16 protein-coding genes are annotated in these 15991 nt (G+C 70.8%); 7 read left to right on the top strand and 9 right to left on the bottom strand.

The annotated features are described in order from the left end of the window. Window positions 1-7 precede the first annotated feature (7 nt). A complete protein-coding gene (locus tag SK854_RS38675; RefSeq protein WP_319980109.1) occupies window positions 8-1027 on the top strand; it encodes a DUF2399 domain-containing protein in 1020 nt (339 codons plus the stop codon). Here SK854_RS38675 and SK854_RS38680 read toward each other — a convergent pair. Beyond that, complete coding sequence (locus SK854_RS38680) at window positions 1016-1483, bottom strand: MarR family winged helix-turn-helix transcriptional regulator (protein ID WP_319980110.1); 468 nt, start codon at window positions 1481-1483, stop codon at window positions 1016-1018. The two genes, SK854_RS38675 and SK854_RS38680, sit on opposite strands and share 12 nt — an antisense overlap. Window positions 1484-1539: 56 nt before the next feature. Here SK854_RS38680 and SK854_RS38685 point away from each other — a divergent pair, with 56 nt between their 5' ends. From SK854_RS38685 to SK854_RS38695, 3 genes are all read left to right on the top strand, one after another. Further along, window positions 1540-2745, top strand: coding sequence for an FAD-dependent monooxygenase (locus SK854_RS38685; RefSeq protein WP_319980111.1), 1206 nt, complete (start codon window positions 1540-1542; stop codon window positions 2743-2745). After that, entirely contained in the window at window positions 2742-2975 is a 234-nt protein-coding gene (locus SK854_RS38690) for a hypothetical protein (RefSeq protein ID WP_319980112.1), read from the top strand. The genes SK854_RS38685 and SK854_RS38690 overlap by 4 nt, the downstream gene beginning before the upstream one ends. 128 nt (window positions 2976-3103) lie before the next feature. Next, window positions 3104-4714: a hypothetical protein gene (locus SK854_RS38695; protein ID WP_319980113.1), complete on the top strand. Its 1611-nt coding sequence runs from the start codon at window positions 3104-3106 to the stop codon at window positions 4712-4714. Here the strand turns inward: SK854_RS38695 and SK854_RS38700 are convergent, their stop codons facing one another. Genes SK854_RS38700 through SK854_RS38730 form a run of 7 tightly spaced genes read right to left on the bottom strand, consistent with a single transcriptional unit; the run spans window position 4715 to window position 11942 of the window. Beyond that, window positions 4715-5878, bottom strand: coding sequence for a WXG100-like domain-containing protein (locus tag SK854_RS38700; protein ID WP_319980114.1), 1164 nt, complete (start codon window positions 5876-5878; stop codon window positions 4715-4717). A gap of 3 nt (window positions 5879-5881) precedes the next feature. Further along, window positions 5882-6190, bottom strand: coding sequence for a WXG100 family type VII secretion target (locus SK854_RS38705; RefSeq protein WP_319980115.1), 309 nt, complete (start codon window positions 6188-6190; stop codon window positions 5882-5884). Beyond that, window positions 6187-6666 (bottom strand): YbaB/EbfC family nucleoid-associated protein, encoded by a 480-nt coding sequence (locus SK854_RS38710; protein ID WP_319980116.1) that lies wholly within the window; start codon window positions 6664-6666, stop codon window positions 6187-6189. Before SK854_RS38710 ends, SK854_RS38705 begins: the two co-directional genes overlap by 4 nt. 40 nt (window positions 6667-6706) lie before the next feature. Next, the gene (nudC, locus tag SK854_RS38715) at window positions 6707-7654 is read right to left on the bottom strand and encodes an NAD(+) diphosphatase (protein WP_319980117.1); all 948 of its coding nucleotides are present in this window, start codon (window positions 7652-7654) and stop codon (window positions 6707-6709) included. Continuing rightward, on the bottom strand, window positions 7651-9039 hold the full coding sequence (locus tag SK854_RS38720; protein ID WP_319980118.1) for a M16 family metallopeptidase: 1389 nt from the start codon (window positions 9037-9039) through the stop codon (window positions 7651-7653). The genes nudC and SK854_RS38720 overlap by 4 nt, the downstream gene beginning before the upstream one ends. Continuing rightward, window positions 9036-10319 carry a M16 family metallopeptidase gene (locus SK854_RS38725; protein ID WP_319980119.1) on the bottom strand — a complete coding sequence of 428 codons (1284 nt, stop codon included), beginning with the start codon at window positions 10317-10319 and terminating at the stop codon, window positions 9036-9038. Before SK854_RS38725 ends, SK854_RS38720 begins: the two co-directional genes overlap by 4 nt. 9 nt (window positions 10320-10328) lie before the next feature. Beyond that, window positions 10329-11942 (bottom strand): DUF2207 domain-containing protein, encoded by a 1614-nt coding sequence (locus SK854_RS38730; RefSeq protein WP_319980120.1) that lies wholly within the window; start codon window positions 11940-11942, stop codon window positions 10329-10331. A gap of 288 nt (window positions 11943-12230) precedes the next feature. Between SK854_RS38730 and SK854_RS38735 the strand changes: the two genes are divergently transcribed. From SK854_RS38735 to SK854_RS38745, 3 genes are all read left to right on the top strand, one after another. Beyond that, window positions 12231-13259: a neutral zinc metallopeptidase gene (locus tag SK854_RS38735; protein WP_319980121.1), complete on the top strand. Its 1029-nt coding sequence runs from the start codon at window positions 12231-12233 to the stop codon at window positions 13257-13259. Window positions 13260-13386: 127 nt separating this feature from the next. Next, entirely contained in the window at window positions 13387-14598 is a 1212-nt protein-coding gene (locus SK854_RS38740) for a neutral zinc metallopeptidase (RefSeq protein WP_319980122.1), read from the top strand. A gap of 12 nt (window positions 14599-14610) precedes the next feature. After that, a complete protein-coding gene (locus SK854_RS38745; protein WP_319980123.1) occupies window positions 14611-15504 on the top strand; it encodes a neutral zinc metallopeptidase in 894 nt (297 codons plus the stop codon). Here SK854_RS38745 and SK854_RS38750 read toward each other — a convergent pair. Continuing rightward, complete coding sequence (locus SK854_RS38750; protein ID WP_319980124.1) at window positions 15501-15980, bottom strand: hypothetical protein; 480 nt, start codon at window positions 15978-15980, stop codon at window positions 15501-15503. The two genes, SK854_RS38745 and SK854_RS38750, sit on opposite strands and share 4 nt — an antisense overlap. Window positions 15981-15991: the final 11 nt, after the last annotated feature.

Genomic DNA, 15991 nt, shown 5'->3' on the forward strand with positions numbered 1-15991 from the left:
TGGCGAGGTGACCGAGTACGACCGCCCCGAGCTCGCCGAGTTCTGGCGCCTCGCCCGCGAGACGATGGAGGGCGGCGGCCGTTCCGCGTTCAGCTTCCGCGTGGAGGACGCCGGCACCGCCACGGTGCTCGGCGAGCTGCTGCGCAAGCCCGTCGCCCATCCGGCCCGCCGCCAGATCTCGCTGGCACGCCTGGACGAGCACATCCGCGCGCACGGCAGCTCCTTGCCCGAAGTGCTGGAATCCGTGCACGGCAAGCCGATCGGCCTGTCGACGTCCCAGGAGTCCTCGACCGCGGACGCGGTGCTGAAGTTCGCGTTGCGCGAGCACGGTTTGCTGCAGGAGTCCTGGGCGGCCGAGTGGATCGAGCACGTCCGCAGGTACGGCAAGATCCCGCAGCCCGCGTTGCCGATGATCGCGAACCAGGCCGCCTCGATCCTCGCTCGGCTGCGCCCCGAACCGCGCCGGTGGACGACCCGGTTCGCCTTGGCGGGCAACGATCTCGACGACGGCCGCCCGCTCGCCCGCATCGTGCGGAAGGCGCTGGCACTGGCCGGTACCGACTGGGAGCGCTCCGGGGTCCTGCCCGACGCCTACCGCAACCCCGTTCTCACCTCGCAGGGCTACCTGACGCTCAACGACTCGTTGGCAGCGCAGGAGATCACGGTCGTCCGCAGCCCGCGGCTGCTCGAATCCGGTGTGCCCGGCCCGTTGATGGTGCTCCCGGACGGCCTCACCCCGCAGGCCAGGCACCACCTCGACGGCAGGACCGTCCGGTGCCACCACGACTTCACGCCCGACGGCATCCGCGTGATGAACGAGGTTCTCGCCTGGACCGGCGGCACCGCGTGGCGGATGTCAGCGGCCGACTACCGCGAGGCCGTGGCCACGCTGATCGCGCGCGGGGTCGAGCTGCCGACGTTGAAAAGCCGGCCTGAGGAAGCGAGCTGGGATCCGGCCCTCGCCGAGACCATGGCGACCACGGGTCTGATGGTCACCGAGGAGCACGTCCTGCCGTCACTCGTCTGAAGGCGCGAACCTCTTCACGTCCCAGCGCCCGTGCCCCTCCATCAGCTTGCGACCGATCCGGCGCAGGTCGGCCAGGTCGCGTTCACTCAGCAGCTCGGTGAACTCCTCTGCCAGCGTCTCCCGGTACACCCGTGCCGTGGTCCCCACGCAGGCCTTCTCGCCCTCGGGCGTGAGCACGGCGATGACCAGCCGCCGGTTGTCCGCGGGCTGTTCCCGGACCACCCAGCCGCGCTTGACCAGCCGTTCGATCAGCCGCGTGACCCCGGACGGGCTGACGTCCAGCAGCTCGACGAGCCCGGACATCTGCAGCCGCCCGCCGTTGTGGTGCAACTGGTAGAGCGCCACGTGTTCCAGGAGCGAGCACGCGGCCTCGGCCTCCATGCGCCGCCCGATCGCGGCCTTCACAGCGTCCACGCCCTGCTGCACGTACAGCCACGAGTAGATCGGCTCTGTCACCACGTCAGTCTAAATGAAGTTTGACGACGCGATGTTTTCACGCTCAAATGTTGAGCATGAAAGCTTCAGACGTCACCGTCGTCGGCGCCGGTCCGGTCGGCCTCCTGCTGGCGTGCGAACTGGCCCTGCAAGGCGTCCGCACCACCGTCCTGGAACGCCTGGCCACCCGGTCCGGCACCATCAAGGCCCAGATGATCAGCGGCCGCACCCGCGAGATGCTCGCCATGCGCGGCTTCGGCCCCGCCATCGACGCCGCGAGCGCCGAGGAGGCGACCCGCCTCGCGTGGCCCGTCCGCCGCTCCACCGGCCACTTCGCCGGACTGTTCAAACTGGACGGTCTGCCACTCACGATGCTCACCCAGCAGGCGTTGGAGCGCCTCCTCGAAGCCCGCGCCCTCGACCTGGGCGTGCGGATCCGCCGCGGCGTCGAGGTGACCGACCTGAACCCGGGTTCGGAGTACGTCGTCGGCTGCGACGGCGGCCGCAGCACCGTCCGCAGGCTCGCGGGCTTCGACTTCCCCGGCACCGGCCCGACCCTGACCGGCCACCAGGCGGTCGTCGACCTCGACGGCGACCTGCCGAACGGCTGGCACCGCACCGCGTCCGGCGTGTACGCGTCCGGACCGCTGCGGGGCCGGATCATGCTCATCGAGTACGACGGCCCACCGGCGACCCGCGAGGTCACCCGCGACACCCTGGAGGCCGCGCTGCGCCGGGTGAGCGGCCACGACGTCCGGATCAGGCACGTCCACACCGCCACCGTCTGGACCGACAACACCCGCCAGGCCACGACCTACCGCCGCGACAACGTCCTGCTGGCCGGCGACGCCGCGCACGTCCACTCGCCGTTCGGCGGCCAGGGCCTCAACCTGGGCCTGCAGGACGCCTTCAACCTGGGCTGGAAACTCGCCACCGGCGACTCGGCCCTGATCGACACCTACACCACCGAACGCCACCCGGTCGCCGACCGCGTCCTGCGCAACACCCTGGCCCAGGTCGCGCTGACCCGGCCGGACCCGCGGTCGCGCGAACTCCACTCGCTCGTCAGCGACCTGCTCGACCTCCCCGAGGTCAAGACCCGGATCTCCGCGATGGTCCAGGGCACCGACATCCGCTACGAGACGGGCTGCGACCACCCGCTGGCGGGCACGTTCGTCCCCGGCCTCGACCTCTCCGACGGCAAGGGCGCCACCACCGTGCTCGACGGCCTCGAAACCACCGTCCGCCCGGACGGCCACATCTCCTGGATCGGCCCCCGATGAGGATCACCGGCACCCAGGGCGGCGCGGTGGCCCGCCTGCTGACCGAACGCGGCCACGAGGTCCGCCGCACGACCCGCGAACCCAGTCACCCCAACGACGTCCGCGGCGTCTTCCTGAAGGCCGAGATCGAACGCCATCTGGCCGCGCACCATCCACATCGGACTGTTCCGGGCCCGGCCGCGTTCATGGGCGCTCACGGCCCAGTCGCCCTGCCCATCCCGCCTGACTGAAGCCGCACGTCGTCGCGCCCAGGGCACGACGGCCGCACTGCGGGCACCGAGTTCCCCGAGGTCGGCTGGCACTCCTACGCGGCCCGGCTCACCCGCGCGACGACACCTCAGCTGCCAAGATGAGGCCCATGAAGCCGCACCACTGGCCATTCGTCGCGCTGGGCGTGTCGGCCGTCGCCGCGATCACGTTCGTGATCGTCATGGGCAGCAAGAACCCCTTGATCAACATGCCGATCATCGTCGGCGTCCCGTTCGTCGCGACCTGGCTCACGCACCTGGTGTCGAAGCGCGCGCCGGGCAAGGTGCTGTTCGAGTTCCGCGTCGATCCGCGGCCCAGCTGGTACACCGACGCGGTCGAGGTCACGAGCAACGGCCTGGAGATCACGGCGGCGTCCGGCGGGGGACGGCTGGACTCCTCCGGACCGACGAAGGTGTCCTACGCGTTCAACGACCTCCTCGGCATCAGCACCAGAGCCGCGGTGCCCGGCGAGCGGCCGTGGATCACGCTGACCGACGGCCGCGGCCTGCCCGTGCCGCACGGCGAGGTCGTGGTGCTGCGAACCACGAGGGGCGAACAGGTGCTGCCGGTCGAGGAGCCGCAGAGGTTCGTCTCCCTGGTGCGGTCCAAGGTTTCGGGCCTGGCCGAGGTCCACTCCAGCGCCACCGTCGTCTCCGAGACCAACGAGGTCGGCGAGGCTCCCCCTGTTCCCGGCCCGCGGACCACTCCGGTGCAGGGGCTTCCCGTGGCGCTCACCGGACCGTCGCTCGCGGTGCGCCGGCTGGCCGGTGCGGCGCTCGCACTGGCCGGAACCGTGGTGCTGCCGGTGGTCGTGCTGTTCCTGACGCCCGGCGAGACGTGGCCCGCGATGGCGTTCGCGGGCATCGCGGGCGTGGTGTGGGTGCTGAACCGGAACGTGCCTCGGGTCTGGGGGCGGGTGGCGTTCCTCGCGGTGCCGATCAGCGTGTTCTGGTTGATCGGCCGGGGCGGCTTCGTCTGGATCCCCGTGCTGCTGGTGCTGTGCCCGTTGCTGGGTCACCTCGGCGCACGGATGTTCCGGCTGGGCGCCAACCTCGGTCGCAACGTCGAGGTGGAGGTGCGGCTGCGCAACGGCACCCGGCTGTACGTGCAGCGGGATCGCCTGGTGCACAAGCTGGACCTGGCGCACGACGGCGGGGTGTACCCGCAGGCGATGTGGCTGGCGGACGTCACCCTGGTGCAACCGGGCACAGCACCGGACGAGATGTGGCGGGTGCCCGGAGGGGTGCCGCTCCGCCTCGGCGGAGGGTCGATGGTGCGGCTCGTCGCCCGTCCGCAGCAGTGGCTGCTTCCCCTGGAACAGGCCGGAGAGCTGGCCGAGCTGATCAGATCACGGCAGAGATCGCGGGAGGTGCGGCCGAGCATCACCTCGGTCGAGGAATGGCGCGAGCTGCATCGGTGGGCCGTGCGTCGGACGACAGGGACGAACCGGGGCAACTACCTGACCGTCGGCATCGGGTGGCGGCTGTTCATCGCGTCCATCACCGGCAGCTTCGCGTGGATGTTCCTCAGCATCGGCTCCGCGGTGTGGGTCGGCAGCCTGATCTCGGGGCTGCTGACCGCGGGGCTGCTGGGCGACTGGTGGCGGGTGCGCGGGCGGATGCGGCTGGCCGAGCACAACGTGCTGCCGCCAGGCAGCCCGGACTGGGGCGAGACCCGTGCGGACCACGCCCCGATCCCTGGCTGGCAACCCTGGCGGTGACTACTTCTTCGGCGGTGGAGGCGGCGGGTCCGGCAGGTCGAGGTGCCCGACCATCCGCGGCGGGTTCGCCGAAGACTTGACCTGGTAGTCGCTGTCGTGCGGGTCGTTGACGTTGTTCGGCCCGATCTCACCGGGGACCGTGGTCCAGTAGCCCGCCCGATCGGACCTCCACCCCGGCGTGTACGGGTTCCGGGGATCCGCGGCGCGCACGGTCGACCCGTCCGGCGTCGTGAAGGTGTGGCCCTGGGTGTTCGACCCGGCGGTGACCTCGCGGTTCTGCGACGTCCCGGTCGCCCAGGTGTTGTCCAGGCCGTCGTGACGGCCCTTCATCCCGCCGACCGCACCGCCGACACTGCCCGAGACAGCGCCGGACACGGCACCGCTCACGAAGTCGCCTGGGCTGACCTTGCCGTGCGCGACGTTGTTCAGGATGTTGCCGGCCGCACCCGAGATGGCCCCTTCGACCGCACCACGTCCGGCGGCCTGGGCGAAGTTGCTGGTCGTGGTGCCGAGCGCGCTGCTGCCGATGCCGACCGCTCCCGACGCGACGCCGGCGGCGACGCCCGCGATGCCCGCGTCCACCGTCTTGCCGACGTCCCACGACTTCCGGTCACCCTTGGCGAACTGGATGCCCTGGATGGCCGCGTCGACACCGACGTTGATCGCGACGTTGATGAGGATCTGCTTGACCAGCTGTTGGAAGATCATCTGGACGGTGATCCGGGTCGCGGCCTGCGCGATCGGGATGCCCGCGGTCGACGTGCCGAACGTGGCCACCGCCGAGGCGATCATCGCGGCGATCTGAATCGCCAGGATGCCCAGGGCGAAGATGATGCTGAGCTTCGTGTACTCGACGCCCAAGGCCGCGTTGTCGCAGCCCGCGGCGAGATCCGTGCAGATCTGCTGCAGGTTGACCAGGTAGGCGTCGCCCTCGACGTACTTCTGCCAGTACTCCTCGAACTTCTCCGCGGTCTGGCCGCTCATGCAGCCCAGCGCGGCCTTCGACGCGTTGTTGCCGTCGCCGAGCACTTCCTCCACGGACTTCGCGGCGACCGTCCACGCGTCCCGCATGACGCGCAGCTTCTCCTCGTCGCCCTCGGGCCAGTTCGCGCCGACCACGATCGGCATGAGCCACCGCACGGACTCCGGCATCTCCATTCCCATGGCTCACTTACCCCCGAGCGACTTGCGGTTGGCCTGTTCGACGGCTTCCCAGGTGTCGGCGGAGGCGTCGAGGCCGTCGCGGATCGAGTGGATGCCTTCGGTGAGCGCCGGGAACGCCTGGCGGGCCTGCTCGGCGATGGGCAGGTAGGAGTTGGCGAACTCCTTGCCCGCGTCGTCGCCGCCCCAGCAGCCGTTGTTGGCGTCGAGGACGCCCCGCAGGGTCTCCCAGGCGGTCTGCAGCTTGTCGCCCGCCACCGAGAACTTCGGCGACTGCGAACGCAGTGCCGTCGGGTCTACCTCGAAGCTCGTCACCACTGGCTCCCGCGGCGGTCCATGAAGGACTCCGGTGGCTCGTCGTCGTTCTGCCGCGCCTGCGGTGCCGGCGGCACGATCGGCGGCGGGGTCGGGATGAGGTCCTTGATCGACGGCATGCCGGGGAAGAAGTCGGGCAGGTCGGGGAGGCCCTCGGTGAACGGGGTGAGCACGGCGTCGGCCTGCGCTCGGGCGTTGAGGGCTGCCTGCTGGATCGTCGCGACGACGCTCTGGCCGAGCTTCTCCGGCGTGCTGCGGTCGAACGCGGCCGGGGCGAAGGTGACACCGGTGACGATGCCACCGGCGTTGACCGTCACCTCGACCAGGCCGTCGGGCGAACTCGCGCGGCCGACCTTGGACATCGCCTCGGCCTGCGCCTGCTTGAGCTGGGCCGTCTGTTGTTCGAGGTTCGCCAGCATCGAGTCGACCTGGCCGCGCAGAGCGGCGTTGCGCGCCTCGAGCTCCGGATTGGTCATGCGTAGACCGAACCGGAACAGGCCGATCGGCGCAACCCCACTACACCGAGCGCGACCAGCTCTGCAGCATCCGGAACGCGATCGACGCACCACCGGCGAGCCCGAGACCGGGGACGCTGCCCGGTTCGTCGATCGCCTTGCGCACGTCGGCCCGCGAGACCCACTTGGCCTCGGCGATCTCGCCCTCGGCCAGCCGCAGCGGCTCGGCGGGGTCGGCCACGGCCTCGAACCCGATCATCAACGACCGGGGGAACGGCCACGGCTGCGACCCGAGGTACCGGATGTCGCGGACCGCGACGCCGACCTCCTCGGAGACCTCCCGCGCCACACACGCTTCCAGCGACTCGCCGGCCTCGACGAACCCGGCCAGCACGGAGAACCGGCCCTCCGGCCACTCCGGACCGCGGGCGACGAGCACCTGGTCCGCGCCGTCGTGCACGAGACAGATCACCGCGGAGTCGGTGCGCGGGTACTCCTCCCGCTCACAGCCGGAGCAGACCGAGGCCCAGCCGGACTTCTCCAGCACCGTCCTGGCGCCGCACTTGGCGCAGTACTTGCCGAGCCGATGCCACTGGAACAACGCGGCGGCCGTCGTGAAGAGACCGGCCGACGTGTCGTCCAGGGTGGCGCCGGCCTGCCTGAGGTCCAGCCACTGCGGTTCGTCCGTGAGCTCCGGCGGGCCCCAGACCCGAGTGGCGGGGACCTCGCCCTCGTCGACGGCGGGCATCAGCACGGCGAACCAGGCCACGCCGTCCTGCTCACCCAGCAGGACGGCGTTCACGGGCGGCTGGTCGCCGAACTCGAGAGCCGGACGGTCGACCACCCGCGTGCCGCGATCGGCGACCAGCGTGCGGCCGCGCGTGTCCACGACGAGCATCCGTGCCTTGGGCCAGAGCGCGGCGAGCTTCTCCTCGTCGCCGCGCAACGGCTCGCACCGGTCGACCCCGAAGCGCGACAGCGCGGGCAGACCGACTAGTTCGAAACTCATTCGAACGAGACCCCACCCAGTGCGGAGAGCTTCGGCTTGAGCTGCTCGGCGTCACCGACGAGCACGCCGGTGAAGTTGGCCGGCGCGAAGAACTCCAGCGCGGCCGCGGCCACCTGCGCCGGCGTGACGGTCGCGAGGCGCTGCGGGTGTGCGACCAGCCAGTCGAGGCCGAGGCCCAGGCCGACGAGGTTCACCAGGAACGACGCCAGACCGGACTGCGAGGAGGTCGACGTCAGCAGCGTGCCGACCGCGTAGCTGCGGGCGGTGTCCACTTCGGACTCCGACGGCGGCACGAGGCCCAGCCGCGCCAGTTCGTACCGGGTCTCCAGCAGTGCCGCGGCCGTGACGTCGGACGCCGTGTCGGCGTCGATCAGCAGCGTCGCGCCGTGCACGGTGAACTCGGGGTGCGACCGGGCGCTGTAGGTGTAGCCCTTGTCCTCGCGGATGTTCTCGACCAGCCGCGACGAGAAGAACCCGCCGTAGACCAGGTTCGCGAGCTGCAGCGCCGGGTAGCGCTCGTCGGTGCGCGGGATCGCCTGCGCGGCAAGGCGGATCTGCGACTGCACGGCACCGGCGCGGTGCACGAGCACCACGTCGCCACCGGACACCGCGGGCAGCGGCGGCAGCTGGACGGCCTCGCCGTCGCCCTGCCACGCCCCCAGGGCCTCGCCGATCTGAGCCACGGCCTGCGCCGGGTCGACGTCGCCGACGACGACCAGGACCGATCCGCGCGGCAGCAAAGCCTTGCCGTGCAACGCCACCACGTCGTCACGGGTGACGGCGGCGACCTCGTCGGCCTGCGGCATCTCCTTGGCGTACGGATGGTCGCCGTACAGGAGCTTCTGCAACGCCTCGCGCGCGATGACGTTCGGCTGCGACCGGGCGAGCGAGATGCGCTCGACGAGACGGGCGCGTTCGCGCTCGACCTCGTCCGCCGGGTACGAGGCGTTCGTCAGGACGTCCGCCAGCACCTCCAGCACGGTGCCGAGGCCGGTGGCCAGGGCGTTGCCGGTGAAGCTCAGGCGCTCCGGGTCGACCACGGCGTCGAGCTCGCCGCCGACCAGGGCCAGTTCGGTGTCGATCTGCACGCGCGAACGCTTCTCGGTGCCCGTGAGCACGGTGTTCGCGAGGATCTCCGCCACCGCGGAGTGCTGGGAACCGGTGCTGATGCCGGCCGGGTCCGCGAACGGGACGCGCAACCGCACCTCGACCATCGGCACCGTGGCGCGCTGCACCGCGATGACCCGCAGGCCGTTCGACAGCGTCGTGTCCACAGTGGACAGCTCGGCGGACACCTTCTGCGAGCCCAGTTCCGGCAGCGGACGCGGGCCGGTCGACGTGCGTCCGATCTCCTCGGCGGTTCGGTGGGTCTTGGCCGAGGTCACTGGGCTCCTCCGGTGGGCTTGACGAAGAGAAGGGCGCGGGCGTCGGGACGCAGCGCCTTGGCTGCGGCCGACACCTCGTCGACGGTCACCGAGGCGATCCGCTCAGGCAGTTCGTAGATCAGTTCGGCGCGGCCGAACAGCAGCTCCGCGGAGCCGAGACCCAGCGTGCGGTTCGTGAGCCGGTCGTGCTCCTTGTGCATGGTCGACGCCCAGCGGGCGGTGACCTTCGCGAGCTCCTCGGCCGACGGCGGCTCCTGCGCGAGCTTCTGCAGTTCCTCGTCGATGGCCGCGATGACCTGGTCCGCGGAGACCTCGGCGGCGTGGATCGCGGTGATGCTGAACGTGTCCGGGTCGCGGGCCTCGAGCGGACCGAACAGGCCGCAGCCGGCGTTCAGGTCGATGACGATGCCCTCGCGGTGCACGAGGCGCTGCTGCAGGCGCGAACCGTCGCCGTCCGCCAGCACGCCGGCGAGCACGAGGTAGGAGAGGTAGCCGTCGATGTCGGTGACCGGGTCCGGCACGCGGTAGCCGATCGCGATCGCGGGCAGCGGGGCCAGCGCGTCGCCGTGCTCGTGCCGCACCTCGCCCTGCGGGGCCGGCTCGGCGAACGAGGGGCGCTCCGGGCGCGGCCGCGCGGGCACGTCGCCGAAGTGCTTCTCCACCAACGTCTTCGTGGTCTCGACGTCGAGGTCGCCCGCCACCGTCAGCACCGCGTTCGCCGGGCTGTAGTAGGTGTCGAAGAACTCCGCGCAGTCGTCGACCGTCGCGCTCTCCAGGTCGACGAAGTCGCCGTAGCCGTTGTGCGCGTTGGCGAACGTCTTGAACAGCACCGCGGGCAGGAGGATCCAGGGGAACCCGCCGTACGGGCGGTTCAGCACGTTGAGCCGGATCTCCTCCTTCACCACGTCGATCTGGTTGCGGAGGTTCTCGTCGGTGAGCTTCGGCGCGCGCATGCGGTCCGCTTCGAGGAACAGCGCCCGCTCCAGCGCCGCGCTCGGCAGCACCTGGTAGTAGTCGGTGTAGTCGGGGTGCGTGGACCCGTTGAACGTGCCGCCCGACGACTGCACGTGCCGGAAGTGGGCCAGCTTCTCCAGGCTCTCGCTGCCCTGGAACATCAGATGCTCGAAGAGGTGCGCGAACCCGGTGCGCCCCTCCGGCTCGGAACGGAAGCCGACGTCGTAGTGCACGCTGACGCCAACGACCGGTGCGCTGGCGTCGGGGGCGAGCACCACCCGCAGGCCGTTGGGCAACGTGAACCTGTGCAGTTCGGGTGAGGCCATGGCGCAAGACTACGGGTTCGGCGTCCGGAGCGATCGCAGGTGGCCCGCCTGGGCGAGCACTCCGTCGAGCGCCCCCAGGAACGCGGGGAAGCTCCGCCTGAAGTCGGACGCGTTGCCGTACCAGTAGAGGTCCTGCTGACCGAACGTCGTGAGCCAGCGCTCGGTCTCACCGAGCACCACCGCGTACGGCAGCGACCGGGAGAACACCAGTTCGCGGTCGGCCTCGGGCACGTCGTCGGGCGTCACGCCGTGGAGGTAACCGCGCAGGCCGCGGACGTGCTCCAGCAACTCGCTGCCGCGCTTGGTGCGGGCGGGCATCGACCGGGCGCCGAACGCCAGTGCGACACCACCGACGGCGACGACGAGACCGAACAACGCGTTGCCGATCGTCAGCGCCAGCACGACCGTCGCGGCCACGCCCAGCACGGCGATCACGATGCCGGCCCACCAGAACAGGTTCCGCTCGGCGTCCGGGCGGCGCACGAACCAGCGCTTCTCCACGACGTCCGCGTAGAGCCGTTCCCGGACGACCGCGAGATCGATCTGCCGGCCGCGCAGCTCCGACACGCTCACCGCGTCCAGGCCCTGCGGCAGAAGGGCTTCGCAGACGGCCTTCTCGTAGCCGGACAACGAGTCGTCGACCGGGTTGCGGCGCACGATCCGCCAGTCGTGGCCTTCTACTTCAGTGATCCACAGGTAGTTGCGGACGGCGAGGTCGATGACCGTGGCGGTCACGTCGACCACGTCCACGTGCTCGTCGACGACCGTGCCGACCTGGCCGGGCAGCACGCCGTCGGGCGAGGCGAACGCGACGCGGCCGCCCTGGTCGCGGACCAGCACGGTCACCGCGCCGACCTCGCTCGCGAGCGCCGCCGCGTCGCGGCCGCGCAGGTACCAGAGCAGGGCGACACCGCCGAGCAGCAACACGAGCAGCCCGCCGAGCGCGGCACCGCTGACCGGCGTGAGAGCGAACGCGGCCGCCAGGCCGGACTGCTCGACCACGACGGCGTTGGGCGGCACGACCCCGGCGGACAGTCCGATCGCGACGTCGACGCGTTCGCCCGCGCCGAGCTTGATCTCCTGCGCGCGCACGCCCTTGCCGTCCGCGAGGTCGGCGCTGGTGCACGGCTGGGACGAGCCGACGGGGCCCGCGAGGCAGTTGACCGACGTCGGGGAGTCGGGTGCGGAGAAGGAGACGGCGACCCTGTCCAGTTCGGTGTCCCAGCCGCCCGCGACCTGCCAGCGGACCTCCAGCGCGTCACCGACCGGGGCGACCGCGCCGACGACCGTGTAGGTCAGGACGGACTGGCCGCCCTCGAGCGTGACGGAGAAGCTGTCGTCGTCGGTGGAGGTGCTGCCCTTGCCGTCGATCTTGGCGTCGGTGACCTGGTACTGGCGCTCGAGTTCGTTGCCGGCCGCGAGTCGCAAGGGGACGGTCCGCTTGACCGTCTTGCCGTCGGGCACCTGAACGGTCTCGGTGACGGACAGCCTGGCGTCGCGCTCCAGCTTCATCCGCACCTCGGTGCTGACGGTGCCGGGAAGCGGCTGCGCGAGCGCGCCGGCAGCCGTGGTGGACGTCAGCGCGACGGCGACGAAGATCGCCGCTCCCCAGTTCTTCAACACGGCTGCGGACAATAGCGGAGTCCTCATATGCTCCGGCGGACTTTCGTACAGACGCCATCTGGGGGATCTTCGGCGATGACGCACCCACCGCCACCAGGCCACTGGCCGCCGCCACGCCCGGTGGGCCCACCTCCGTTGCCCGCCCCACCGCCGTACGGGCCGCCGATACCTCCTCGCCCGGTTCAGAGCCCTCCCCCGGGCATGCGCCCGCCCCCTCCGCACGGCCCTCCGCCCGGACGCGCGCCGCTTCCGCCGCCCCGCCCGATGATGCCGCCGCCGCGTCCGGTCATGCCAGGGCCGCGGCCGGGCTGGGGCCCGCCTCCTCCTGGGTACGGGCCGTATCCGGGAATGCCGCCGCGCAAGAACAACGGCCCCGTCGTCGCGCTCGTGCTCGGCGGTGTGGTGGTCCTCGGCCTCGGCGCGATCGGTGTCTTCGCGGCGACCCTGAACAGCAAGGTGAAGGACACGGGCTACTCGAACTACACGACGTACAGCCCGACTTACTCCTACACAACGACTACGACGACAACGACCACCACGACGACGTCCACACGCACGTCGTCGACGCGGACGTCGAGCACGCAACCGACCCAGGCGGGCCCGAAGGCGATCTACAAGCTCGCCGACCACCCGATCTTCGGCACCGGGATCGGCGCGAACGACATCGCCTCGTGCCCGTTGCCGCAGATGGAATACAGCCCGGCAGGCGAGGAGCGGTTCCTCTCGGCCGCGCTGCCGTGCGTCGAGAAGGCCTGGCAGCCGGCGTTGAAGGCCGCCAACCTGCCGTACCAGCCGGCCGAGCTGCAGGTGTTCACGGGAAGCGTGCAGACGCCGTGCGGTTCGCGCCAGGCCAACTCGACGGCGATGTTCTGCCGCGGCGTCATCTACTGGCCCGGCAACTTCTACGCGAACGAGGGCGGCTCGACGGTCCGGCACCCCGGCGTCTACCTGGGTCAGCTCAGTCACGAGTACGGCCACCACATCCAGTGGCTCACCGGCATGCTGCGCGCCTCCGACCAGGCCCAGTACGACGTGGGCGGGTTCGACACGCCGAAGGGCCTGGAGCTCAACCGCAGGCTGGAACTGCAGGCGACCTGTCTGGGCGGGATGACGCTCGCGCCGTTCTCGCACAAGAACGTCGTGCCGATGGAGGTCGTGAACACCGGCCTGAGCGATTCCGGCAAGCGCGGCGACTACGACCGCAGGCCTGATCACGGCAGCGCGCCCAACAACGAGCGCTGGGTGATGCACGGTCACAAGCAGAACGACATCAAGGCCTGCAACACCTGGGCGGCGAGCTCCGGGGACGTCTCGTGAACCGATCCCATGGCCCGTGCGTCTCAAGTACGTGGAAGGGACGTGTTAGCCCGGCCGGGGGACGCGCGATCTCGGTCCGCCTATGCTCGTACCCGACCCAGGATGACCATTGGGGGGACCTCAGGCGATGACGCAACCACCGCCGGGCACTTGGCCGCCACCGCGCCCGGTCGGCCCGCCGCCGATGCCCGCACCGCTCGGACAGCGTCCGCCGCAAGGCCCACCGCCGCCTCCCTACGGGCCGCCACCGCCGCAGGGCCCGCCTCCCGGCTACTACGGCCCGCCGCCGCCCGGTCCGGTCATGCCGCCGCCGCAGCCGTCGTGGGGCCCGCCTCCTCCCGGCTACGGGCCGTATCCGGGCATGCCGCCGCGCCGCAAGAGCAGCGGCCCGATGATCGCCCTGATCCTGGGCGGCGTCGTGATCCTCGGTCTCGGCGCGGTGGGTGTCCTCGCGGCGACCCTGAACAGCAAGGTGAAGGACACGGGCTACTCGGCGTACACGACGCAGAGCCCGACGTTCAGCCTCCCGGCCACGTCGGACACGCCCACGGAGACGTCGGCCCCGACGCGCACGACCGCGTCCCGCACGCCTTCCGCTCCGGCGACCCCGGCGGGCCCGAAGGCGGTCTACGCGCTGGCGGACCACCCGTTCCTCAAGCCGGGGTTCGGCGCGAACACGGTCTCGGGCTGCAACCTGCCGGCAATGGACTACTCCCCCGCGGGTCAGGACCGGTTCCTGCGCGCCGCACTGCCGTGCATCGAGAGCATGTGGAAGCCGGCGCTGAACGCGGCGAACCTCCCGTACCAGCCCGTTGAGCTGCACATCATCACCGAGAGCGCGCAGTACCCGTGCGGCACCGTCCGCCCGGACCAGACGGCGCGGTACTGCCAGGGCGGCATCTACTGGACGGCGAACGCCTACGCCGCCGAACGCAACCCGAACAACCCGAACCACCCCGGCAAGTACCTGGGTCAGCTCGCCCACGAGTACGGCCACCACATCCAGTGGCTCACCGGAATGCTGAAAGCCTCGGACCGCGCGCAGTACGACGCGGGCGGATGGGATACTCCGAAGGGCCTCGACCTGAACCGCCGGATGGAGCTGCAAGCCACCTGCTTCGGCGGCATGTCGCTGGCCCCTTTGTCCCACGGCGCGATACCGATAGACGTGATCCGGGTGGCCCTGACCGACGCGGGCAACCGGGGCGACTACGACATCTACCCGACGAAGGACCACGGCACACCGGGGAACAACGCGTCCTGGGTCGACCGGGGCTACAAGTCGAACAAGGCTTCAGAGTGCAACACCTGGGCAGCGGACCCGGGTTCTGTCTCCTAGGAAGGGGAGAACGTGACCCAACCAGCCAAGAACAACCCGGTCGTGCTCGCGGGAGTGTTCGTGCTGGTGGTCGCGTTCGTCCTCGGGATCGGTCAACTGAGTCGCCCGAGACTGGTGACGGGTCACGCGCTGGCGGGGTCGCGCCCGGCCACGTCGCCGTCGACCGAGCCGTCGACCCCGATCCGCCCGCGGGCGGTCTACCGGCTGGCCGACCACCCGTTCCTGGTCAAGCCGGTCTCGTTGCCGCAGGTCACCTGCGCGATGCCGCCTTTCGGCGTCGCGGACCGGGAACTGGCCGCCTACTACGCGGCGGGCGTCGCGTGCCTGGACGGTGCCTGGGGCCCGTTGCTGACGACGGCGAACCTGCCGTTCGACAAGCCGACGCTGGACGCCTCACCAGAGCTGAAGGACGGTCCGTGCGGCGCTGCCCCGGAGTCCGACCACGCGGTGGCCTACTACTGCGGCCGCAACCGCACGATCTACATGCCCACGGCCCGCCTGCGCGACAACGGCGGCGGTGACGCCCCGGCGACTCACCTGGCCACGCTCGCCCACGAGTACGGCCACCACGTCCAGGCGCTGACGGGCCTGCTGCGGGCGGCGGACCTGAAGATCACCGACGCGGGCGAGAAGACCCCGGCGGGCCTGGAGATGTCCCGCCGGATCGAGCTGCAGGCGAACTGCTTCGCGGGCATGTTCCTGACGTCGGCCGCCGGACGCGGTTCCGTGACGGCGAGCCTCGCGCGTCAGGCGCAGGAGGACTTCAAGTTCGCCGTCGAGGAGAAGCCCGAGAACAACGCGCACGGTTCCGCCCAGAACCAGGCGCAGTGGGCGGCCGCGGGCTTCAAGGCGAACTCGACGGACGCCTGCAACACGTTCGCGGCGGCTCCGGCCCAGGTCTCCTAACTCAGGTAGGTCTGCTCGTCGACATGACGCGTGGGCGTTCCCAGGAACACCTTCGCGTCGCTCGGCGATCCGTAGACGAGGTTCAACGTGGTCAGCTCGTAGCTCCACTCGCCGCAGCAGCCGCCCGACCACCGATGGTTGATCTGCCAGCGGACCCACTCCCCTCGTGCCAGCCGGACCGGTGAGGGCCTGTTCCACCGCCGTGGTGCCGCGCGCATGGTGTCCTGGAGCTGCACGGACAGCACGTCGTCTTCCTCACGAAGGGTCAGCGCGATCCGGTCGATCTCGCTGCTCTCCTTCAACCAGTGAGGCTCGAAGTCGTACCGCTCCCCCAGCCGCACCTCGTGCACCGCGGGCATCAGGTGCGGCAACGCGAACCCGACCGGCGCGGCGTTGCGCCGGGTCGCCCCAGGCTGACCGCGGGACTGCTTGGTCCACTCGGTCTTCACCCACTGCACCACCACGTCGACGTCCACCCGCCGATGGA

Origin of the sequence: Lentzea sokolovensis (assembly GCF_033949975.1) — a bacterium.
GTDB lineage: Bacteria > Actinomycetota > Actinomycetes > Mycobacteriales > Pseudonocardiaceae > Lentzea > Lentzea sokolovensis.